This window comes from Caulobacter sp. DMC95 (assembly GCF_056313785.1).
This window is the reverse complement of sequence record NZ_JBQUZP010000007.1, coordinates 39,565-60,727: the sequence shown is the minus strand read 5'-3', so window position 1 is coordinate 60,727 and position 21,163 is coordinate 39,565. Positions and strand designations below refer to the sequence as shown.

Here is a 21,163-nt window from a genome sequence, read left to right as displayed (position 1 = left end):
CCTGTTGAGCGGTTACTTCGGCTTGCGGAACTTCAGGATGAACTGATCGGTCTTTCCGCGAATGGCGGGGTCGAAGACGTTGATGGTCCGCGCATCCGCCGGATCGGCCAGTAAGGCGCTTTCGGCCTCCAGCTTGAAGCCGGCCGCCTCGACCGCCTGCTTGACCGCGGCGATGTCGATACGATGCAGGGTGTCGGCGGCGGTGATCCCCGAGCCGGCGACGGCGGAATGGTCGACCACCAGGAAGACGCCGCCCGGCTTCAGCGACTTGAAGATCTCGGCGTTGGCCTTGGCGGCGGTATCCGTCGGGAACGGCTTCAGGTGCATGTCGTGGTAGTTCTGCACGGTGATCACCGCGTCGACATTGTCCGGCAGGTCCAGCGCGATGATCGGGCCGTCGAGCGGCTTGCTGTTGGGCAAGGCTGCGGTCACGGCTTTGAGGCTCTCGCCATAGCGGGCCGCGAACTTGATGAACTCGGCGGGCTGGTAGGCGTAGACCACGCCTTGCGGGCCTACGGCGCCGGAGATGATGCGGGTGAAGTATCCCCCGCCCATGACGAAATCGACGACGGTGTCGCCGGGCTTCAGCTCGGCCATGGCCAGGATCTCGCCGGGATGGCGGGCGGCGTCACGCGCGGTCTCGGCGGCGGGACGCGAGGGATCGGCGACCGCCTTCGCGATGTGAGCAGGAACCTGCGCCATCGCCGGAGCCGAGACGGCGAACGCCAGAACGGCCAAGGCCGGAACCATGAACTTGCGAGCCATCGCGCGCCTCCCCTGATGTCGCCCCTTTGGTAGCAGGTCGTCGGCGCTCGCAGAACGACGTTATCATGAAGTTTCAGCAAGGTTTGGCCAAACCCTGCTCTTTCCACCACCGGCCCCGGCGCTCATGATCCTCGCCAACGAAGAATACGGGGGGATTGGGGATGAAGTGGATCCTACGCGGTATCGGCGGACTGCTGGCGCTTGTGGTGATCGCGGCCGTCTCGCTGGTCGCTATCGATCGCATAAGCCTGCCGAAAGCTCCCAACCGGCAAGCGCTGCTCGACAAGGCCAAGGCCTATGACGTGCGCATCCGCCGCGACGAATGGGGCGTGCCGCACGTGCTGGGACGCACCAACGCCGACGCCGCCTTCGGCCTCGGCTACGCCCAGAGCGAGGACGACTTCGACACGCTGCAGGACGTGGTGCTGGCCACGCGCGGCGTCCTGGCGCGCAGCAAGGGCGTCAGCGCCGCACCGACCGACTATGTCGTCTCGCTGCTGGAGGTCTGGCCCACGGTCGACAGGCGCTACGCCGAGCTGCCCGCCGAGCTTCGGGCGATCATGGAAGCCTATGCCGACGGGGTCAGCCTCTATGTCGCCCGGCATCCGGAGAAGGCTAGGCCCGGACTGCTGCCGGTCACCGGCAAGGACGTCGCGGCGGGCTTCATCTTCAAGCAGCCCTTCTTCTACGGCCTGGACGGCGAACTGCGCCGGATCACCGCGCCGGCGAAGAAGGGACCACCGCCCAAGGGGTCGAACGGCCTGGCCACCGCCCCCTCGCGCAGCGTTGACGGCGCCACGCGGCTGCTCGTGAACTCCCACCAGCCCTACACTGGTCCTGTCGCCTGGTACGAGGCTGTCGTGCAGAGCGGCGAAGGCTGGCATGTGGCGGGCGGCTTCTTCCCCGGTTCGCCCTTCATGCTGCATGGCCACAACGCCACCCTGGGCTGGGCCAATACGGTCTCAAAGCCTGACCTCGTCGACGTCTATCGCTTGACCATCAACCCGGCGAACAAGAACCAGTACAGGCTGGACGGCCAGTGGAAGGACTTCGACAAGCGCTATGTCACTCTGCGCGTGAAGTTGCTTGGCCCCATCGTGCTGCCGGTCCGCAAGGCCGTGCTGCGCTCGGCGCACGGGCCGGTGCTGGAGACCGACCATGGCGTCTTCGCCATCCGGTATGCCGGCATGGGCGAATGGCGCCAGCCGCTGCAGTACTGGCGGCTCAACCGGGCGCGGACCATGGAGGAGTGGCGCGCCGCGATGGCCACCCACGCCATTCCCAGCCTGAACTATGTCTACGCCGACGCCGCCGGGAATATCGGCTTCGTTCACAACGGCCAGTATCCGAACCGAACGGCGCAGGCCGACTGGAGCGGCGTGCTGCCGGGCGATCGCTCCGACCTGATCTGGCAAGGCTATCGGCCGGTGGAAAACAGCCCGCAGCTGTGGAATCCCAAGTCGGGCCTGGTGTTCAATTCCAACAACACGCCCTTCGAGGCCAGCGAGGCGGCCGATAACCTCAAGCCGGCGGACTTCCCAGCGTCGATGGGCCTGCAGACCAACATGACCAACCGCGCCTGGCGGGCGCTGGAGACGTTCGGCGCCGACCGCGCGCTGACTGACGCGAGCTTCCGCGCCTACAAGTACGACGTCGCCTTCAGCGACCGGTCCAGTGTCATGGCGATGGTGCGCGAGGTGCTGGCGGTCGATCCCAAGGGCGACGCGGACTTGGCGCAGGCCCAGCGCATCCTGCGCGCGTGGGACAATAAGGCCGATCGCGCCAATCGCGGTGCGGCCCTGGTCGCCCTGATGAGCCAGCCGATCCTGTTCGCCCATTCCAACGGCGATCCGGCCCCCACGCCGATCGACAGCCTGCGCGCGGCGATCAAGACCCTGAAGACCCATTTCGGCCGCCTCGATCCCGAGTGGGGCGAGGTCAATCGGATCCGGCGCGGCAAGGTTGATCTGCCGATCGACGGCGCGGCCGACACCTTCCGCTCGGTCTGGGGCAAGCCGCAGAAGGACGGGACCACCACCGCCGACGGCGGCGACACGTTCGTGATGTTCGTGACCTGGGACAAGGCCGGCGCGCTGCGATCTGAGAGCATCCACCAATTCGGCTCGGCGACGCTGGATGCGGCCTCGCCGCACTATGCGGACCAGACGCCGCTGTTCGTGGGGATGAAAACCAAGCCCGTGCGGTTCACCGAGGCGCAGCTGAAGGGCCACATCAAGGTCGACTATCGCCCCGGCGAACGCTGAACGATTGAGCTGAGCCGTTCAGCCGCCGTTCAGTTGCCGAGCGGTTAGCTGCCATCAACGACCAAGCCTCAGTTGGGGGAACATCATGCGTAAGACCTTCGCGCTCGCGGCCCTATCCGTTCTGGCCCTGTCTACTCTGGGCATGGCCGGCTCAGCTGCGGCCCAGGCCCCCTATTGGAACGGCCGCTATGACGACCCGCCGCGCGGCTCCTACACCCGCTCATGCCGCGAAATCACGGCCTTCAACGGCCAGGTCTGGGCGCGCTGCCAGACCGATCGCGGCGGCTGGGAATGGAGCAGCGCCCGCGCCCGGGACTGCGGAGGACAGGGCCTGGAGAACCGCGACGGCCGCCTGCAATGCGCCGGCATTGTCGGCCCCGGCCAGGGCGGCGGTGGCTGGAACGGCGGCGGTGGTCGCCCCCCCTACGGCAATGGCGGTGGTGGCTATCGCGGCGACATCCTGATGTTCGAGGACACCGGCTACCAAGGGCGCGTCTACGAGGTGATGGGCGACACGCCCGATCTCGACGTCGCGCGCTTTAATGACAAGGCCTCGTCGATCCGCATCGTCCGCGGCAAGTGGGAGATCTGCGAGCACGCCAACTATCAGGGCCGCTGCAGCCGCCTGGACGCCGACCAGTTCACGCTTCCGCGTGAATGGAACGACGCCATCAGCTCGATCCGTCGCGTTCGCTAAGGAGGCAAGGCCATGCGCAAGACCGCCTTTGTCATCGCCTGCGGCGCCCTGGCGCTGCTGACCACGGAAACCCTGGCCCAGGACCGCGACTGGGACCGCCGCGATCATCGCTACGACCAGCGGGATGATCGCTATGACCGCCGCGACGATCGCCGGGATGACCGACGAGACGATCGCCGCGACCGCTGGAGCGGCGGCGGGATCGTGCTGTTCGAGCACCGCGACTTCTATGGCGACGCCCGCCCGATCCGGAGCGACATGCCGGATCTGGCCCGCATCGGCTTCAACGACCGCGCCTCGTCGATGCGGATTTCGCGCGGGGCCTGGCAGTTCTGCGAGCACGCCTATTTCCAGGGTCGCTGCTGGGTCTACGACTACGACGTCGGGGTGTTGCCCAATCGGCAGAACGACCGCTTCAGCTCGGTCCGCCGGGTTCGCTGAACCGCGCATCGTCAAACGCCGCGCCCAGCTCTTGAAGCTCGGTGCGGCGTACGGCTAAGGTCCGCCAGCCTCGCGAACGAGTGGAGTTCCCAACATGCGTAAGTTCGTCGTTCTCGCCGTCGCCGCGTCGGCGCTGCTCGTCTCGGCTTGCAACACGATCGAGGGCGTGGGCCGCGATGTCTCGGCCGCCGGCAAGGCCGTCAGCGGCGCCGCGCGCGACGCCAAGCACTAAGACCTTACCGCCTCATGCGACGGCTGGTCGCCCTTTTCTAGCCGTCGCCGCGAGCGCATATGGACGCCATGTCCGAAGACCAGCCCACCACCTCCGTGCTTACCGGCCTCAAGCGCGGCCTGAGCCACCGTTGTCCCAACTGTGGCGACGGCCGGCTGTACCGTCGCTATCTGAAGGTGTCGCCCGTTTGCGAGGCCTGTGGTCACGAGCTGGGCCTCTACCCGGCCGATGACGGCCCGGCCTATTTCACGATCTTCCTCGTCGGCCATGTCATCATCGCGCCGATGCTGTTCTTCTCCTGGATCTGGGAGGCCTCGCCCTGGATCGTGGCGCCGGTGGTCCTGATCCCGCTTACGGCGCTGACGCTCCTGACCCTGCCGCGCGTGAAGGGCGCGGTGATCGGCACGCTCTGGGCCATCAAGATCCGCAAGGCCGAGGACGCGCCCTCCTAGAACATGTCACGATCTGACTTCGTCAGGCCGTGAGCTCCAACCTGATGTTTCAACCGCGCGTCTTGATGGCGCGGTGGGAGCCGCCCTCGCCCTTCGACAAGCTCAGGGTGAGGACGACTGTTGGCTTCGGTTCGCACAAAATCCTCATCCTGAGCTTGTCGAAGGACGAGGATCGCCATCCGCATAAGCGCACGATGCTCAGCGTCGATAGCAAAAAAGCTGGGAACCTTTTGGCTCGGAACCGACAAGCGGGGCCGCGAATTCCGATCGCATGACCCCGCATCGCCACGGTGGCTGACGCGGGCTCGGAGGGAACCTTCGCACCATGCTCGGCACGATTCTCATCATTCTCCTGATCCTGGCCCTGATCGGCGCGCTGCCGACGTGGGGGCACAGCCGCTCGTGGGGCTACTTCCCCAGCGGGGGCCTTGGCCTGATCCTGGTGATCATCATCATCCTGGTCTTGATGGGCAGGCTCTAAGCCCGCCTTGCTCTGATCCGGCGTTCGCCTAATCTCCCCCTCCAAGCGGAGGGGGAGATCATATGACGGCGACGACCGAGGCCAGGCGCCTCACGCCGCTGGCCAGGGCCAGGGCGATCCTGGGCGGCTCCGCCGGCAACCTAGTCGAATGGTACGACTGGTTCGCCTACGCCGCCTTCACCCTCTATTTCGCGCCCGCCTTCTTCCCCAAGGGCGACCAGACCGTGCAGCTGCTGCAGGCGGCGGCGGTCTTTTTCCTGGGATTTGTCGCGCGACCGATCGGCGCCTGGCTGATGGGGCTCTACGCCGACCACGCCGGCCGTCGCGCCGCGCTGTCGGTCTCGGTGTCTTTGATGTGCGCCGGCGCCTTCATCATCGCCATCACCCCCGACTTCAACACCATCGGCCTGTGGGCGCCGACGATCCTGCTGTTCGCCCGCGTGCTGCAAGGCCTGTCGGTGGGCGGCGAGTACGGCGCCAGCGCCACCTATATGAGCGAGATGGCCGGCAAGGCCCGCCGCGGCTTCTGGTCAAGCTTCCACTATGTGACCCTGATCGCCGGCCAGTTGTTGGCCTTGGGCGTCCTGATCATCCTGCAACGCACCCTGGGCGAAGAAGCGCTGAAGGCCTGGGCCTGGCGTGTGCCGTTCATCATCGGCGCCTTGCTGGCGGTCGTGGTGTTCTGGATCCGGCGCGGCCTGGAGGAAAGCGTCTCGTTCAAGCGCCCCGTCCAGAGCGAGACCCTGTCGCGCGGACAGATCATCAGCGCCGCCGCCTTCCTGTCGCTGACCATCGCCTCGGGCGTCATCGGTCTGATGGGCGGCCCACTGGCCAAGGCCGGCCAGTATCTCGGCGCAGCGTTCCTGGTGCTGTTCTTCGTATCGCTGATCGTGCCGCTTATCCGCCGCCACCCGCGCGAGAGCCTGCTGATCATGGGCCTGACCGCCGGCGGGTCGCTGACCTTCTATGTCTACACCACCTACATGCAGAAGTTCCTCGTCAACACGGCGGGCTTCAGCAAGGCGCAGGCCTCGGAGATCAGCGCGCTCAGCCTGATCGCCTTCATGCTGATGCAGCCGCTGGCGGGATGGCTGTCAGACCGGTTCGGCCGCAAGCCCATGCTGATCGTCGCCTTCGGCGGCGGCGCCCTGACCGTCTGGCCGATCATGAGCGCCATCAGCCAGACCAACTCGGTCGGCGTGGCCCTGGCCCTGATCCTCGCCGGCGTCGCCTTCCAGTCCTGCTACACCTCCATCAGCGCCGTGGTGAAGGCCGAGATGTTCCCGGCCGAAATCCGCGCCCTGGGCGTGGCCCTGCCCTACGCCTTGGCCAATGTGCTGTTCGGCGGGACGGCCGAGATGGTCGCCCTGGCCTTCAAGCACGAGAATCTGGAGAGCACCTTCTACGTCTATGTCGCTGCTGTGATGACCATCGGGCTGGTCTGTTCGATCATCCTGAAGGACACCAGCCGACATAGCCTGATCCACGAGGACTAGAGCGTGACGCCGAAAGTGGGAACCGGTTTCGGCGCAAGTCACGCTCTAAGTGTTTGATTTTAGAGCCTCGTTATCGCGTCAAAACGAGTCCGTTTTGACGCGCGAGGCTCTAAGCCGGTTTTCCGACTCTTCGCCCGAGGCTAGGGTGGCGCCATGCCGTTGCTCGACATCATCGTCCTGACCGTCTTCGCCTGCTGCTGGCTGCTGTATGAGCCGATGCTCAAGCGCCTGGGCGAGGCGGGCGGCGTGCTCAACACCGACATGACGGTGATCCGCCGACGGTGGATGCAGGAAATGGCCGTCCGCGAAATCGCCCTGCTCGACGGTCAACTCCTGGGTCACGCGATCAATTCGGCGAGCTTTTTCGCGTCCTCGAACCTGATCCTGATCGCCGCCGCCGCCGGCGTGCTGTTCGGGGGCGACAACGCCTTGAAGAGCGTCGAAGGCTTGGCCGTACTGGCCAAGACCACGCCGCTGATGTTCCAGATCAAGCTTGGCCTTGTGCTGATCGCGCTGGCCCGGGGCCTGCTGGACTTCATCTGGTCGATCCGTCAGATGAACTATTGCTTGGCCGCGATCGGGGCCACGCCGATGTGGGCGCCCAGCGCCGTCCTGGCGGAGTACGCCGAAGCGGCGGGGGGCATCCTGAACCCGGCGCTGTCGGCCTTCAACGCGGGCGTCCGCGCCTACTATTTCGCCCTCGCCGCGGCGGTCTGGTTGCTGGGCCCCCTGCCCTTCCTGATCGCCACGCTCGGCGCGATGCTTCTGCTGCTTTGGCGGCAACGCCGCAGCCGGGCCTCGGTGGCGGTTCGCAAGGTGCGGCAGATCCTGGAGCGGCAACCGGTCGTGCACGGCCCACACCTGAGCCGCACGGCCTCGACGCCGCCCGACGATCGCGTCTGACCAGGACTTCAAAGCCGGACCGTAGGAACGAGGCCTGATCGCTCGCGTTGTCATCAGCGCGAGCCGACGCCCCCAGATGCAATAAGCCCCGCCGGAGACGCGGTCTCCGGCGGGGCCAATGGGAAGTCTTGTGGGTAGACCCTCCCTACATATCTTAACCGGCGCCGGTTCGCAACCTTTGAAGCTTGGAAATCCGAAACTTCGACGTGTTTTCCGAACACAACCTCCGATACTTAGACCCCTTGCGCCAGATTCTTGGCGCCGGCGTCAAATATCGAGATAGCTAGATCAAATGCCGCCCCCTCCCTGAAGAGGTTATCAGCTATAACTGTTCATACCAAAGCGTTCCCAGCGAAATTTTGAGAACACGAAGCCATTTTGTAGGCCCAGAAAATTTTCCGAATACGCGATCTACTGAAGAAGAATATTTATATAGTGCCAAAAAGACACAACGGGCGACAATTTTTAAAAATCTCTCTCCTCAGAAGCGAAATGAACGGGTGAACAGCACCCAAGCGGTTTGACTAGGCTCCGGCAGGCTCTCGCTAAACGCGCGGTGGCGGTTATGGCTAGACGCCCAGCGCAGTCCAGAGCGGAAGAACTTGCTTACCCCACTTTTGCGCCTGCTCTCTTAGTTCCGCACGTGCGGCCTCGGGCGACAGACGGTCGCCCTCCTTCGTCAAGGTCTGGCCCTGCGCCTGCAACTGCGCCCACGCAAAATCCGCCCACTCCTGGTAGCCTCCGCCGCCGGTTTCCTTGCTAAGCCAGAACAGTTGATGGAACCGCGTCGCGCTGACGCCACCGCCCATGACGGGTGAGGCGAGATTGGCAATATCCCCTTCGGTGCAAGACCGCATCGCGATGGCTCGATTGAGCGCTTTCGTGTGTGGCATGGCCTTCTCGACGTCATGAGACGCCACTGCCGGCTGAAGAACGCCGGTTCCGAAGAGTACCGCCAACGCCGATCTGAGGTGGCCAAACGCCACGCCCTTCCCTTCGACCGCATCGGCGATTTCTCCGACACTGCGCGGCATATTGTCGGCCAGCAATTCGGCGATCGGTGCGTAGATGCCTTCGTTCAGCTGAGCCTCGGTGATCGCGCCCCTGACCTTGGTCGGGAAGCTATCGCGAGCGACCGCCAACACAACACGCTCGTCGCGCAGCGCGTTGACCTGCTGCTGCCCTCCAATCAGACGCAAACCCTTGACCCAGTAGTCCCGACGGAACTGCTGATTGACGCAGAAATCGCGAAGGGTTTCGCGCAGGGAGCTGTCGGGCGCGGCGCGCACGAACTCAGCCTGCTGGGCGGTCATATTCAGTTCCGGAAGGCTTTCCAGAGTGTTCGCTGAAGCGGCGTATCCAACTTTGGCCTTGCTAATCCAAGACTCAAAATCGGCGAAATACATCGGGTTCCAATCGCGATTCATGAACTCATGCGCCACGTAGGTCCGATTCTGCGTCTTGATCTGCTTGAGCCGCTCCACAACCGACGGGTTAGCTCGGGCGTAGAGCGGGTCAAGCGCCAGAAACTGATCAATGTAACCGATCGCTGCATCGGTGCGCCCAACCAAACCTTGCCCCGGAGGACTCAGCACCTCGGCGTGACGCTTCATCAAGTGGCGAAGCGGAGCCGACGCGGCCCAGCCAGGGAGGGTGTTGTACGAGACATAGAGCACGCCGCCGGGCTTCAGTTTGCGTCGCACGAAATCGACAAGCACGTGACGGTTCTCGTCCGACACCCAGCTCCAAATTCCGTGCAGGCCGATGAAGTCGAAGTCTGGCAAATCGTGTCGATTGCAAAACTCGGCGAACGCCTCGTCGTAAAGCTTGGCCTCGACTCCTGATAGTCGCACCAGGTCCGTCGCAAAGGCGGCCTGAGAAGGGTTGAAGTCGGTGCCATACCAGCGCACGCCCGGTTGAGCCGCCGCGTGCATCGAAACCGAGAGGCCCTGCCCAAAACCCAGCTCGCATGCAGCTTCGACGCGAGCGGCTTGGCACCCCGCCAACAAAAGCGGGAGGCGAGTTCGCAGAGGGTTCAGTTCGGCGTAGTAGCCGCTCGTATAGTTGATGTCCGTAACGTAGCCAGCGTTCCACTCAGTCGACACGCGCTGATCCCCCAAATCACTTTCGGCGGCATTGCTGCATGGAACGCGACGCCTGAGCAAGGTCGTGAAGTCGGGCCTGCAACAAGGCCCGGCTTTTGATGGCGCTATGCCGATGACTCCCGCTATAGAGTTGCGCGCCGACAGTACTCACCCGGCCTTTCTCCGGCGTCCTCATGAAGCCTCGCCTGCTCGCCGCCTGGCGCAACCTCCCTGAACCGCTCCGCAGAGCCGCACACCTTGCTGTTCAAGCGCCGAGCGTAGCGCTGTCCGGGACGGTCCAAGCTTGGAACCAGTTGAGCGATGATCGCAGGCGGCGGACAGCGTTCAATCGCGCCAAGCGTCGGGCCCGATCCTTCGACCGCGCGCTGTCAGATCCGATCACGATCGTAGGCTATCTTGGCGCGGTGCACGGCCTTGGAGAAGGCGCCCGCAGCCTGGCGCGGGGCTTCCTGGACGCTGGTCGGCCGCTGCGAGCCCTGGATCTGTCAGAGATGGCCGGCCTCCCCATCCAGCTCCCCGTTACAACGCCTGGTCCTACGAGCGCGGAGCGCGGTACGGTAGTCTCCCATATCAATCCGCCTGAACTTCTGCGCTGGGCGATCGCCACGGAGGGCCGCTTTTTGGCGGGGCGCCGCCATATCGGCTATTGGGCCTGGGAGTTGGAAGAAGCTCCCCGCGACTGGGCGCCGGCTTTTGATCTTGTCGATGAGGTTTGGACGCCGTCGGAGTTCGCTGCGGACGCCATCCGTAAACTCGCACCCAAGCGCGTGCGCGTGTCCGCCGTCCCCTACCCCATCTTTCTCAACGATCGCGCACATCCGGATCGGACGCGCTTCGCGCTCCCGGAAGATAAAGTCATCGTCTTCATGGCGTTCGACCTGCGGTCTACGGCTCAACGAAAAAATCCTCGCGCCGCCTTAGAGGCTTTTCGGGAGGCGAACCGGCGTTGCGACTACGCCGCGATCCTGATTTGCAAGGTAGTGGGCGCGGAGCTCTACCCGGAGACATTTAGCCGATTGACCGAGGAGGTCGCCGCCGATCGAAGCGTCCGCCTGATGACCGAGAACTTGTCGAGCGCAGATATGACCGCGCTGACTGCGAGCGTCGATATAATCCTCTCGCTTCACCGCTCCGAAGGCTATGGCCTTCTGCTGGCTGAAGGCATCTGGCAGGGCAAGCCGGTGGTGGCGACGGGATGGTCGTCCAACGTCGAGTTCATGGACCCAACGGCGAGTGGACTCGTGGACTACGATCTGGTTCCCGTCGAAGGGGACGGCGCCATCTATCGTGGCGGACGCTGGGCCGAGGCTGATATCACCGACGCCGCCGAAAAGCTCGCCAACCTCATTCAGACCGAAACGCTGCGCGCGGCTTGGTCGGAGGCCACAACACGCAATCAGCATGTTTCGTTCAATCGCGCTGGCTGGCTGGCTATGCTGAACACACTACTGCCCAAGCAGGGCTGACCGCACGTGCGGTCGCGCCGCCAAGCGGCGCAGTGTCTTTATCGCACGCAGCCTACCTAGCCCTTTGGCGCTGTGGCGACCGGCGCATCATCGCTTAGAGCGGGCAGTTCGTTGATCGAGGGCGGAGGCTTCAGCTTTTCGGCCGCGATCGGTCCCGCCGGCAGTTCGGTCGACAGCGGTCGGATAGGCGCCGTATCGCCGATCGGAGGCGCTTTAGCCGCCATAGGCAAGGCGATGCGATCGAAGGTCTGGATGATCAAATCAGACGGCAGGGTCCCGCGATAACGCACCTTCTTGAAGTTGCGCTCAGGATCATAAGGAGCGATGCCGGGCGCCAGATTGCCGACCTCCAGCGTGCCGATTTGCGACAAGAGCTGGAAGCGGGCGACATACTCATTAGCCCGCGTTCTTAGGAAGCCGATCTGCGCGCTTTGGAGTTCAGCCTGGGCGTTGAGGACTTCGATCGTGCTGCGAAGGGCGAAACGCTCCTCTTCCCGAACACCATAGAAGGCGATCGTATTGGCCTTCATTTCCTCTTCCAGGGTCACCAGCGAGCGACGCGCGAACACCAGTTGTTCCCAGGCCTCAGAGACGCTGAAAACCATGTTGCGCCGCGCATCATCGATCAGCAGCTTGTCGCGGTTGTTCTCCTCGATCGATTGCCGGATCACAGAGTTGATCTGGCCGCCCGAGAACAAAGGCTGTGAAAGCGTGACGCCAGCCGAGACCGAGTCCTCACGGTTACGGATCTTGGCGCTATACGGGTAGGTGGGCCCGTTCCGATAGTCGAGCCGCGCTGAGATGCTGAACAGACGCTGGGCGCGCGCTTCGGCGACACCTAGTCTCGAGCCCTTCTCGGCATAGGCGGCGCCGAGCACCACCGGGTTGTTCGCCTCAGCTTGGTTGAAGGCTTCGTCCAAGGCTTTAGGGAGGTTGTCGATATCCGGCTCGGGCTCCAGATCACCTGGCAGGCGCCCCACCAAAGACGCATAGTTGGCGATGCTCAGGTTTAGCTGCGCCTGGGCGTTGATCACCTGAGTGGACGAAGACGCTAGGCGCGCCTTGGCTTGCTGGACGTCGGTCAGCGTAACCTGACGAACTGCGTACTTGTCCTCCGTGTCTTGGAGTTGCTTCCGCAGCCACGCCTCGCCGCCGAGGCTGATACGAAGTACTTCACGGTCACGACGGACCGAGACATAGGCGTTGGCGACTCGAACCAAGAGGTCCATCTCGATACGGCGAAGGCTCTCGCGAGAAGCCTTGATCTTCGCCTCTGCGCCGGCGAGACGCGCAGCATAGCGGCCATTCGTATAGAGCGACTGGCTGACTGATAGCTGATTTGTCTGGCTAGCGGCCTCAAGGCCAAGCGGCTTGTTGCTCCCAAAGGGCGTTGTACTAGGCCCTTTCTGATAGCCGTAGGCTTCGGCCACCTGGGCGCTGGCTTGCAGGCCATAGGCTGCCCGCGCCTGGGTGTAGTTCTCATCGAGCGCACGCAAGGCCGCGCGTTGCGCCTGAATATTTGGGTTGCTCTGATAGGCCGCTGTAATGGCGTCAGCCAAGGTCTCGGCTTGAGCGAGTTCAGCGCGACCAGCCATGGCTACGGCGACAGCCACAGCGATCAGGGACGTTCGCACGGACAGAACTTTCGACAGCACTCGCATTTCCTAGACTTGCGGCTCGGGCCTACCTTAGGCCTTCAACCCAATATTTGTGGCTTAATCAAGAAGACGGCGGACCGTCTCTTCCCATGTGACATTCTTGTCGCGCCAGAGTTTGCGCGCCGCGTCGCCCAGCGATATGGCGCGCGCCCGGTCCGAGGTCAAACGGTCAAGCGCATCAGCCAAGGCTTGCGCCGTCGGCTCGGCGACCGCGCCGGTGTCGGCGCTGACGATCTCCAGCAGGCCTCCGGAGTCGGTCACCGTGAGGACGGCCTTGCCTGCGGCGAAAGCCTCCATCGTGACGTACCCGACGCTATCCTCGTCGAAGGGTAGGTAGGCGCAGACCAGAGCGCCGTTGGCCCAGCGCGCGATGTCCTCACGCGGATGGAAGCCAAAGCGCAGCTCGACCCGGTCCTTCAGGTCCAGATCCTCGACCAGCTTGGTCAGGCGGTCTGCATAGGCCTGGTTCTCCGGCGGGCCGGCGATGACCAGGCGCAGGCCGCCCGGCAGCAGGGCCAGGGCCTCGATGAGCAGGTGCTGGCGCTTGCCCGCCGCGACACGGCCGCCTGCGAAGACGTAGTCGCCGTGCTCACCGCCGGTGAACAGTTCGCCATCATTGAGCGGCGGATAGAGCACCTCGCTGCCCACCCCGTTGAACTTCATCAGCCGGTTCTGGGTGACGGGCGAGTTGCAGTAGATCTTGCGGCACTCGGCGAAACAGGCGTTATCGGCCGCGCGGATCGCCGCCTTGACCGCCCTGCCCGTGTCGTCGAAGTCCAGATGACTCTGGCCGGCTTCCGACAGGTCGTAGGCCTGGCGGAACTGGTGCAGCAGCCACAGCACCTTGTTCTGGTGCGGGATCAGATAGGCCGGGAACTTCAGGCCAATTACGCGATCCACGTTGTAGAGCCGCATGCCTTTAGAGATCAGCATCTCCTCAATCAGGCGCTCGGCGGGCTCCCAGGTGAACGGCACGCGCACCAGCTCGGACTGGACGCCGGGCGTGGCGTTCAGGCGTCGAACCAGATGATCGGCCAGCTCCTCGGCGCCGCCCCTCTGGAACGGCGCGGCGTTATTGACGACCAGAACCTTCATGCGGGCTTCCTCATGAGGTCAGGCGCTCCACCACGGTGGTCCAATCGATCTTCATCTCGGCCAGACGGTTCAAAGAGGCGGTCCCCATCTTGGCCACCGCCTGCTTGTCGGCGTGCAGACGGTCGAACTGCTCGGCCAGGGCGCGAGGGTCGGGCGCGCTGATCAGACCGTTACGGCCATGCTCGACCAGTTCCAGCACCCCGCCGGAGTCGGTCGTGGTGATTACCGGCTTGCGGGCGTGGGCGCCTTCCAACGAAGGATAGCCGTAGCTGTCCTCGTCCTTGGGAAGATAGGCGACAGCCAGGGCCTGTTTCAGCAGATCGGCCTTCTCGTCCTCGCTGATCCAGCGATCCTCCAGAATGACCCGATCGGCCACGCCTAAGTCGTGGGTCATCTTGACCAGTTGGCGTCCGTACTCGGCGCTGGACGCCGTGCCCGCCAGACGCAGCTTCACCCCGGTCTTCACGTACTGCATGGCCTCGATCATCAGGGCCTGTCGCTTGTGCGGCTCCAGGCGCGAGATGGCGACGATCTCGTCGCCATAGCCGGTGTGGGTGAAGCGCTCCGGCTGGTAGATGGGCGGATACAGCGGCGTGGCGTCCAGGCCGTTAAAGGCCTTCAGCCGGTCGGCCACCACCTGGGAATTGGTGAACACCGCCCGGGCTTCCGAAATCGCCTGGGTGTCGAGCGCCCGCAGGTTGTCGCGGATCGCCCGGTGATGGGCGTCGTCGGGCATGCCGCGATAGGGCGTGTCCCAAAGGTCGTAGAAGGTGCGGATGTGGTGGATGAACCACAGCACCTTGTTTGGGTGATCCACCACATAGGCCGGCGGACGGAAGCAGATCACCCGGTCGCACCATTGCGTCAGGTCCATCAGCCGCCAGGCGGCGATCTGATGCAGGATCTCGTTCGGGTCGTCGACGAACGGCAGATAGAACCGCTCAACCTCGTGGCCGGCCTCGACCAGCTTCTCCTCGAGCCACTCGACGATGAAGCGCGCCCCGCCGTTGATGAACGGCACGATCGAGGACAGCAGGACGATGCGCATCGGCTAGACCAGCACCTGGTCCAGCGCCGCGATCACGCGGTCGATATCAGCCTCGCTGAGGCCCGCATGCGTCGGCAGATTGAGGCCGTCGGCCCCACAGGCCTCGGCGATCTTCAGATCATCCCTAGCCAGATGCGCGTAGGGCGGCATCACGTGCATGGGGTGGAACACCGGGCGGCTCTCGATGCCCAGAGCGTCGAGATCCTTGATCACCTGCTCGCGCGAGGTCGATAGCCCCTCGCCCAGGCGCACGGTGTACATCCAGAACACATGCCGGCCGGTGGGCTCCACGTGGGGCTTGATCACCCGGTTACCCAGGCGCGCAAGCTTTGCGTCATACCAGCCGACGACCCGCTCGCGGGCGGCGAGGTGCTCGTCGACCCGCTCCAACTGCGCCAGGCCGATCGCGGCCTGGATGTTGGTCATGCGATAGTTGAACCCAACAACCGGGAACCAGTAGCGGCGGTTCGGATCCATGCCCTGGCCGCGCAGCAATCGCATCTTGGCGGCGAGTTCGTCGTCGTTGGTGGTGATCATCCCACCTTCACCGGTGGTGATGATCTTGTTGCCGAAGAAGCTGAATGTGGCGCAGTCGCCGAGCGCACCCGACTTCTTGCCCTTGTAGGTCGCCCCCACAGCCTCGGCCGCGTCCTCGATCACCAGTAGGTTATGCCTGCGAGCGACTTCGAGGATCGGATCCATGTCGCAAATCTGACCGTAGAGATGCACGGGCATGATCGCCTTCGTGCGCGGGGTAATCAGCGCCTCCAACTTGGTGGCGTCCAGGTTGAAGGTCCGCGGATCGTTGTCGACCAGCACAGGCGTCGCGCCGCAATAGGTGACCGAATTGGCCGAGGCGATATAGGTCAGGCTGGGAACGATCACCTCATCGCCGGGTCCGATACCCATCGCCACCAGGGCCAGGTGTAAGGCGGTCGTGCCGTTATTGCAGGCGATCGCGTGCTTGACGCCGCAGTAGTCGGCGAAGGCCTTTTCGAACTCAACGATGAAGCGTCCGACCGACGAGATCCAGGTCGTGTCCATGCATTCGAGCACATAGGCGCGCTCGTTGCCGTCGAGGCGCGGCGCGGCGACGGAAATGCGCGGCAGGTCACTCACGAACGGTCTCCTTTGATCTTGGCCGGCACGCCGATCGCGACAATGGCGTCCGGAAGGTCACGCACGACGACGCCGCCGGCGCCGACGGTCGTGTCGGCGCCGATCGACACGCCCGGTATGGCCCGGGCGCCGACACCGAGGAAAGCCCGCTCTCCCACGGTTACGCCCCCGGCCAGCGCTGCGGTGGGCCCCAGATGGCAGGCGGCGCCGAGGCGGCAGTCATGGTCAACGACGGCGCCAGTATTGATGATCACAAGGTCGTCGATCGCGCTCTCGGCGTTGATCGCCACGCCCGCCATCACGGCAATCCCCTCGCCCAGGCGTGCGCTGGGCGAGACGATGGCCGAGGGATGGATCGCGTTGACCAGGGCGAACCCGTGGTCACGACCCTTGCGGCCGAGCTTTTGACGCAGCCGATTGTCACCGATCGCCACGAACAGCCTCGAAAGCCCCTGCCCGCGCAGTGTCGGCAGCGCCAGATCGTCGCCCACCACCGGGACGCCCAGCACCTCGCGCGGCGTCGGATCGGCGTCGATGATGGCCGCCACAGTCTCACCGCAGGCCCGCAGGCTCTCGATGACCACCTTGGCGTGGCCGCCGCCGCCGATGATGACGACGCCGCCGCTCATCAGTTGCGCGAGCGCCGTGCGATGTCGGCGTCGACCATTTCGGCGATCATCTCCTGCATGGTCGTCTTCGGCTCCCAGCCCAGCTTGGCCTTGGCCTTGGCCGGGTCGCCGAGCAGGAGATCCACCTCAGCCGGACGCAGGAACTTCGGATTGATCGTCACGTGGTCCTGATAGTTCAGGCCGACATGGGCGAAGGCCACTTCGCACATCTGGCGCACGGTCCAGGTCTTGCCGGTGGCGACCACGTAGTCGTCCGGCGTCTCCTGCTGCAGCATCAGCCACATCGCCTCGACATAGTCCTTGGCGTGACCCCAGTCGCGCTTGGCGTCGAGATTGCCCAGGTCGACGGTCTTCTGCTGGCCCAGCTTGATGGCCGCCACCGCGTCGGTGACCTTGCGGGTCACGAACTCAATGCCGCGCAGAGGGCTTTCGTGGTTGAACAGGATCCCGGCCGAGGCGTGCAGGCCAAAGCTCTCGCGGTAGTTCACCGTCATCCAGTGTGCATAGAGCTTGGCCACCGCGTACGGCGAGCGCGGATAGAACGGCGTCGTCTCCGACTGGATCGGGTGCTGCACCAGGCCGTACATCTCGGACGACGAGGCCTGGTAGAAGCGCGCCTGCGGGCATTCGAGGCGCACGGCTTCCAGCATGTTGGTCGTCCCCAGACCCGTCACCGACCCGGTCAGGTGCGGCTGGTCCCACGAGGCGCCGACGAAGCTCTGAGCCGCCAGGTTGTAGACTTCGTCCGGTTGTAGGCGGCGCATCAGGCGCGCAAGGCCGCCGGCGTCCAGCAGGTCGCCCAGCTCGAACTGGACGTCGTCATAGACGCCGATCCAGCGCAGACGATCACCGATCACATCGGCCGAGGCCGAGCGGCGCAGCATGCCATGGACCGCGTAACCCTTCTCGAGCAGCAGCTTGGCGAGGTACGCCCCGTCCTGACCGGTGACCCCGGTGATCAAAGCCGTCTTCGCCATGCGTATCCGCCGACTCCAGTAACAACGAAGGGTCCTGACTACACTATTGCCCGCGAATGGAAAGCAGCGCCGGCGATTTTACGTCGCCCGCGCCGCCGTCCGAAAAGCGTTGCAAATCAGGCTCTTGAAATCGCAGCCCTATTCCTCGCGCATCGTCTTGCGCAGGGTGTCCTTTAGCGGGGCGAAAAGGTACTGCAGCACGGTGCGCTCGCCGGTCGAGACAATAACCTCAGCGGGCATGCCGGCCGTGACACGGCTGCGGAACTCCGGCGGAAGCTGGTTGATATCGACCCGGACGATCGCCAGGAAGTAGGAGGTCTTACCCTCCGCATCGGTCAGCCGGTCACGAGAGATCGACTCGATCCTGCCATTCAGGATCGGCATCTTGCGCGAGTGGAACGCCGGCATGCGCACCTCGGTGACCATGCCCGGGTGGATGTTGTCGACATCCGTTGGGCTGAAATGCGCCTGGATGATGTAGTCGTGGCTGTCAGGCGCAATGTCGATCAGCGGCTCGGCCGGACGAATAACCGCGCCCTCCGTGAAAAAGCGCAGGTTCTGCGCCGTGCCGCTGACGGGCGCGGTGACCTTCACGCGCTTCTGGGCGTCGGTGGCCACCAGTTCTTTCTCGGTCACCTCGTTCAGCCGAAGGCGCGTTTCAGCGATCGCCTGTGAAACCTCGGTGTAGAACTCCTGCTTGATCTGACGAACTTTGAGTTGGGTGTCCGACAGGCCCTGCACGGCCTTGGCGCGATCAGCGGTCAATCGGCCGATTGAGCCGGACAGCGATGCCTGCTCACGCTCAAGCGCCAGGAGGCGCGGGCGTGGCACAAGGCCCTTCTCATAGATCTTCCGCAGATCAGTCAGCTCTTCGTTGATATAGCCTAGCTGGTCCTTCAGTCCTTGAGTCTGACGGTCGATACCCTCGATCTCGCTTTGATACTGGTCGCGCTGACCGTTCATCAGATCGACTTGGCCCTGAATGGTCTGGCGGCGCTCGATAAATTGGGCCTGTTCGTCCGCAATCGCCCGGGCGACCATCGGGTCGTTGCGCTGGCGCAGCAGTTCGGCCGGGAAGGCGATCGACGCGCGCTGGTCGCGTTCAGCGACAAGCCGAGCCTCGGAGGCCTGCAGCGCGACATACTGGTTGCGGGTGATACCGGCCATGGCGTCGGTCTGGGTGGGGTCCAGCTCAAACAGAAGCTCGCCGGCTTTCACCGTCTGACCTTCCTTGACGAGGATCTTGCGGATGATCCCACCTTCAAGGTGCTGCACGGTTTTGCGATTGCCCGAAGAGGCGATGATGCCGGGGGCGATGACGGCGCTGTCCAGCTCAGCCAGGGCGGCCCAGATCAGCGGCACCACCAGGCATAGTGCGATAACGACATAGCCGATCCTGGCGACCGAGCGGTAGTTGTCAGTGGGACGTTTGATCGTCGGAGACTGCATTATGCTTGCCTAGACAGCGCGCTTGGTGGGCGACGCGAAAGTATTGGAGCCAAGAACGGACTGACTAGCCCTGAGGCGCGGGGACGGGCGTCGGAGCTGCGCCTGTCAACTTGGCCAACATCTGGTCGCGGGGACCAAAGTCGGCGATGACCCCCTGGTTGACGACCATGATGTAGTCCGCCTGGCTGAGCAGGTTCACCTTATGGGTGGCGAACAAGATCGTGCGCTTGGCGGCCTTGAGCTTGTTCATGGCGTCCATCAACGCCAGCTCGCCCATTTGATCCAGGCTCGCGTTCGGCTCGTCCAGCACGATCAGCGCCGGCGAACGATAGACAGCTCGGGCCAGAGCCACACGTTGGCGCTGACCGCCGGAGAGCGCAGTGCCGCCCTCTCCGATCGGCGTGTCATAACCGTCCGGGAAGGCTTGGATCATTTCGTGCACGCCGGCCAGGGTCGCGGCCTGAATCACGTCGGCGGCTTCATACTCGGTGAAGCGCGCGATGTTCTGCGCCACGGTGCCTTGGAACAGCTCGATATCCTGCGGCAGGTAACCGATGTGCTGGCCAAGCTTTTCGGGGTCCCACTGCTTCATGTCGTAGCCGTCCAGCCGGAAGACGCCAGCCACGGCGGGCCAGACCCCCACGACCCCGCGGATCAGCGACGACTTGCCGGCGCCGCTAGGACCAACCACGCCGACCGCCGCGCCTGGCTCAATGCGGAAGCTTGCCTGACGAATGGTCGGAGCCGTGGCGCCCGGGGGCTGCACAGACACCGCCTCGGCCGACAGAACACCGCGAGGCTCGGGCAAGGGCATACGATCGACGTCGTTGTCCTCCTGGCGGAACATGGTCTGCAGGCGATCCCAGGACTGCCGCGCGGCCAGGAAGCCCTTCCACTGACCAATAGCGCCTTCGATGGGGGCCAGGGCTCGGCCGACGAGAATCGAACCGGCGATCATCGCGCCCGCCGAGATTTTCCCGTCGATCGCCAGATAGGCGCCGCCGCCCAGGATCAGGGTCTGGATGATGTTCCGGAACACCTTGATGGCCGACATCATCGCGCCGCCGGCGTCGCTGGCGGCGGCCTGCCAGGCCACCTGTTCATCGCGGCGCACGCGCCAACGCTGTTGCAGCCCGCCCCACATGCCCATGGCCTGCATGACCTCGGCGTTGCGCAGGGTGGAGTTCGCATCATTCTGCGCAGCGATCGAAGACAGGCTGGCGCGCATCAAGGGATCCTTGGTCACACGGTCATTGGCGACCGCCAGACCAAAGATCACGAACGAAGCGATGATCGCCAGAACCCCAAAGAACGGGTGCAAGATCCAGGACGCGAATACGAAGACCGGCATCCACGGGGCTTCGCAGAAAGCGATCAGGCCGCCGGTCATAAACTCGCGGACCTGGTCCATATCGCGGAAAGCCTGGCCGCCGCCGCCGCGGCGGTTGAGCGTCGCGGACAAGACGCTCTTGAAAACCGGATCGCGAACAATGCCATCGAACTTGAGACCGGCGCGAACCAGGACCTGAGTGCGCAACGCTTCGAGCGCGCCATAGATCAGGAACAGGAAGACGCAGATCACCGTCAGCATGACCAGGGTCGTGACGTTGCGGCTCGCCAGCACGCGGTCATAGACCTGGAGCATGTAGATGGGGCTGACCAGCGCCAAGATGTTGATGAAGAAGCTGAAGACCATGGCCGTTATCACGGCGGACTTGGCGGACCCCACGGCCCGATCCAACACGGTCGGCTTTTGGCCGGGACGGCTTAACAACATTGCGCGCCTACGAGAAGCCGGTCGAGCCGGCGAAGGATAACTGAACAGAGCGCGTCCTCACCATGGAAACATGGCGAAATCTGGCCCCTTAGCGTGTTCGGCTAGACCA

19 protein-coding genes and 1 pseudogene are annotated in these 21,163 nt (G+C 64.2%); 9 read left to right on the top strand and 11 right to left on the bottom strand.

Going from position 1 to position 21,163, the window contains the following annotated elements; genetic code table 11:
- Positions 1-12 precede the first annotated feature (12 nt).
- The gene (locus tag ACT53N_RS15960) at positions 13-765 is read right to left on the bottom strand and encodes a class I SAM-dependent methyltransferase (protein ID WP_476064825.1); all 753 of its coding nucleotides are present in this window, start codon (positions 763-765) and stop codon (positions 13-15) included.
- Positions 766-926: 161 nt separating this feature from the next.
- On the opposite strand from ACT53N_RS15960, the gene ACT53N_RS15955 reads away from it, so the two are divergent.
- The 5 genes from ACT53N_RS15955 (at position 927) to ACT53N_RS15935 (ending at position 4,851) form a co-directional block, all read left to right on the top strand.
- Positions 927-3,029 carry an acylase gene (locus ACT53N_RS15955; RefSeq protein ID WP_476064824.1) on the top strand — a complete coding sequence of 701 codons (2,103 nt, stop codon included), beginning with the start codon at positions 927-929 and terminating at the stop codon, positions 3,027-3,029.
- Between the two features lie 85 nt (positions 3,030-3,114).
- The gene (locus tag ACT53N_RS15950) at positions 3,115-3,726 is read left to right on the top strand and encodes a beta/gamma crystallin family protein (protein ID WP_476064823.1); all 612 of its coding nucleotides are present in this window, start codon (positions 3,115-3,117) and stop codon (positions 3,724-3,726) included.
- 12 nt (positions 3,727-3,738) lie between these two features.
- A complete protein-coding gene (locus ACT53N_RS15945) occupies positions 3,739-4,167 on the top strand; it encodes a beta/gamma crystallin family protein (RefSeq protein WP_476064822.1) in 429 nt (142 codons plus the stop codon).
- 94 nt (positions 4,168-4,261) lie between these two features.
- A complete protein-coding gene (locus ACT53N_RS15940) occupies positions 4,262-4,399 on the top strand; it encodes an entericidin A/B family lipoprotein (RefSeq protein WP_012640119.1) in 138 nt (45 codons plus the stop codon).
- A gap of 59 nt (positions 4,400-4,458) precedes the next feature.
- Complete coding sequence (locus tag ACT53N_RS15935) at positions 4,459-4,851, top strand: DUF983 domain-containing protein (protein WP_476064821.1); 393 nt, start codon at positions 4,459-4,461, stop codon at positions 4,849-4,851.
- A 77-nt stretch (positions 4,852-4,928) separates the two neighbouring features.
- Here the strand turns inward: ACT53N_RS15935 and ACT53N_RS15930 are convergent.
- Positions 4,929-5,036: pseudogene (locus ACT53N_RS15930) on the bottom strand (hypothetical protein); the annotation flags it as partial.
- Between the two features lie 140 nt (positions 5,037-5,176).
- On the opposite strand from ACT53N_RS15930, the gene ACT53N_RS15925 reads away from it, so the two are divergent.
- From ACT53N_RS15925 to ACT53N_RS15915, 3 genes are all read left to right on the top strand, one after another.
- Complete coding sequence (locus ACT53N_RS15925) at positions 5,177-5,332, top strand: DUF3309 family protein (RefSeq protein ID WP_310212998.1); 156 nt, start codon at positions 5,177-5,179, stop codon at positions 5,330-5,332.
- A gap of 62 nt (positions 5,333-5,394) precedes the next feature.
- Complete coding sequence (locus tag ACT53N_RS15920) at positions 5,395-6,828, top strand: MFS transporter (protein ID WP_476064820.1); 1,434 nt, start codon at positions 5,395-5,397, stop codon at positions 6,826-6,828.
- Between the two features lie 153 nt (positions 6,829-6,981).
- Positions 6,982-7,731: a DUF599 domain-containing protein gene (locus tag ACT53N_RS15915; RefSeq protein WP_476064819.1), complete on the top strand. Its 750-nt coding sequence runs from the start codon at positions 6,982-6,984 to the stop codon at positions 7,729-7,731.
- Positions 7,732-8,300: 569 nt separating this feature from the next.
- Here ACT53N_RS15915 and ACT53N_RS15910 read toward each other — a convergent pair.
- Positions 8,301-9,836, bottom strand: a complete 1,536-nt coding sequence (locus tag ACT53N_RS15910; RefSeq protein ID WP_476064818.1) for a methyltransferase regulatory domain-containing protein — start codon at positions 9,834-9,836, stop codon at positions 8,301-8,303.
- A gap of 173 nt (positions 9,837-10,009) precedes the next feature.
- Between ACT53N_RS15910 and ACT53N_RS15905 the strand changes: the two genes are divergently transcribed.
- Positions 10,010-11,302: a glycosyltransferase family protein gene (locus tag ACT53N_RS15905; protein ID WP_476064817.1), complete on the top strand. Its 1,293-nt coding sequence runs from the start codon at positions 10,010-10,012 to the stop codon at positions 11,300-11,302.
- 56 nt (positions 11,303-11,358) lie between these two features.
- Here ACT53N_RS15905 and ACT53N_RS15900 read toward each other — a convergent pair whose 3' ends face one another.
- The 8 genes from ACT53N_RS15900 to ACT53N_RS15865 all read right to left on the bottom strand — a co-directional run bounded on the left by ACT53N_RS15900 (position 11,359) and on the right by ACT53N_RS15865 (position 21,054).
- Entirely contained in the window at positions 11,359-12,963 is a 1,605-nt protein-coding gene (locus ACT53N_RS15900; protein ID WP_476064816.1) for a TolC family outer membrane protein, read from the bottom strand.
- 54 nt (positions 12,964-13,017) lie between these two features.
- Positions 13,018-14,055, bottom strand: coding sequence for a glycosyltransferase family 4 protein (locus tag ACT53N_RS15895; RefSeq protein ID WP_476064815.1), 1,038 nt, complete (start codon positions 14,053-14,055; stop codon positions 13,018-13,020).
- Between the two features lie 10 nt (positions 14,056-14,065).
- Positions 14,066-15,103 (bottom strand): glycosyltransferase family 4 protein, encoded by a 1,038-nt coding sequence (locus ACT53N_RS15890; protein WP_476064814.1) that lies wholly within the window; start codon positions 15,101-15,103, stop codon positions 14,066-14,068.
- A gap of 3 nt (positions 15,104-15,106) precedes the next feature.
- A complete protein-coding gene (gene per, locus ACT53N_RS15885) occupies positions 15,107-16,222 on the bottom strand; it encodes a GDP-perosamine synthase (RefSeq protein WP_476064813.1) in 1,116 nt (371 codons plus the stop codon).
- A complete protein-coding gene (locus ACT53N_RS15880) occupies positions 16,219-16,851 on the bottom strand; it encodes an acetyltransferase (RefSeq protein ID WP_476064812.1) in 633 nt (210 codons plus the stop codon). The genes per and ACT53N_RS15880 overlap by 4 nt, the downstream gene beginning before the upstream one ends.
- Entirely contained in the window at positions 16,851-17,828 is a 978-nt protein-coding gene (gene gmd / locus ACT53N_RS15875) for a GDP-mannose 4,6-dehydratase (RefSeq protein WP_476064811.1), read from the bottom strand. Before gmd ends, ACT53N_RS15880 begins: the two co-directional genes overlap by 1 nt.
- 138 nt (positions 17,829-17,966) lie before the next feature.
- Complete coding sequence (locus ACT53N_RS15870; protein WP_476064810.1) at positions 17,967-19,277, bottom strand: HlyD family type I secretion periplasmic adaptor subunit; 1,311 nt, start codon at positions 19,275-19,277, stop codon at positions 17,967-17,969.
- Positions 19,278-19,341: 64 nt separating this feature from the next.
- Complete coding sequence (locus tag ACT53N_RS15865; RefSeq protein WP_476064809.1) at positions 19,342-21,054, bottom strand: type I secretion system permease/ATPase; 1,713 nt, start codon at positions 21,052-21,054, stop codon at positions 19,342-19,344.
- Between the last annotated feature and the right edge of the window lie 109 nt (positions 21,055-21,163).

What these genes read in the sequence shown, in the direction of transcription:
- ACT53N_RS15880 (WP_476064812.1), bottom strand. Translation starts at nt 16,851, where the DNA reads ATGAGCGGCGGCGTCGTCATCATCGGCGGCGGCGGCCACGCCAAGGTG.
- ACT53N_RS15925 (WP_310212998.1), top strand. Translation starts at nt 5,177, where the DNA reads ATGCTCGGCACGATTCTCATCATTCTCCTGATCCTGGCCCTGATCGGC.
- ACT53N_RS15945 (WP_476064822.1), top strand. Translation starts at nt 3,739, where the DNA reads ATGCGCAAGACCGCCTTTGTCATCGCCTGCGGCGCCCTGGCGCTGCTG.
- ACT53N_RS15950 (WP_476064823.1), top strand. Translation starts at nt 3,115, where the DNA reads ATGCGTAAGACCTTCGCGCTCGCGGCCCTATCCGTTCTGGCCCTGTCT.
- ACT53N_RS15900 (WP_476064816.1), bottom strand. Translation starts at nt 12,963, where the DNA reads ATGCGAGTGCTGTCGAAAGTTCTGTCCGTGCGAACGTCCCTGATCGCT.
- ACT53N_RS15935 (WP_476064821.1), top strand. Translation starts at nt 4,459, where the DNA reads ATGGACGCCATGTCCGAAGACCAGCCCACCACCTCCGTGCTTACCGGC.
- ACT53N_RS15870 (WP_476064810.1), bottom strand. Translation starts at nt 19,277, where the DNA reads ATGCAGTCTCCGACGATCAAACGTCCCACTGACAACTACCGCTCGGTC.
- ACT53N_RS15895 (WP_476064815.1), bottom strand. Translation starts at nt 14,055, where the DNA reads ATGAAGGTTCTGGTCGTCAATAACGCCGCGCCGTTCCAGAGGGGCGGC.
- ACT53N_RS15920 (WP_476064820.1), top strand. Translation starts at nt 5,395, where the DNA reads ATGACGGCGACGACCGAGGCCAGGCGCCTCACGCCGCTGGCCAGGGCC.
- ACT53N_RS15890 (WP_476064814.1), bottom strand. Translation starts at nt 15,103, where the DNA reads ATGCGCATCGTCCTGCTGTCCTCGATCGTGCCGTTCATCAACGGCGGG.
- ACT53N_RS15915 (WP_476064819.1), top strand. Translation starts at nt 6,982, where the DNA reads ATGCCGTTGCTCGACATCATCGTCCTGACCGTCTTCGCCTGCTGCTGG.
- ACT53N_RS15865 (WP_476064809.1), bottom strand. Translation starts at nt 21,054, where the DNA reads ATGTTGTTAAGCCGTCCCGGCCAAAAGCCGACCGTGTTGGATCGGGCC.
- gmd (WP_476064811.1), bottom strand. Translation starts at nt 17,828, where the DNA reads ATGGCGAAGACGGCTTTGATCACCGGGGTCACCGGTCAGGACGGGGCG.
- ACT53N_RS15960 (WP_476064825.1), bottom strand. Translation starts at nt 765, where the DNA reads ATGGCTCGCAAGTTCATGGTTCCGGCCTTGGCCGTTCTGGCGTTCGCC.
- ACT53N_RS15940 (WP_012640119.1), top strand. Translation starts at nt 4,262, where the DNA reads ATGCGTAAGTTCGTCGTTCTCGCCGTCGCCGCGTCGGCGCTGCTCGTC.
- ACT53N_RS15905 (WP_476064817.1), top strand. Translation starts at nt 10,010, where the DNA reads ATGAAGCCTCGCCTGCTCGCCGCCTGGCGCAACCTCCCTGAACCGCTC.
- ACT53N_RS15955 (WP_476064824.1), top strand. Translation starts at nt 927, where the DNA reads ATGAAGTGGATCCTACGCGGTATCGGCGGACTGCTGGCGCTTGTGGTG.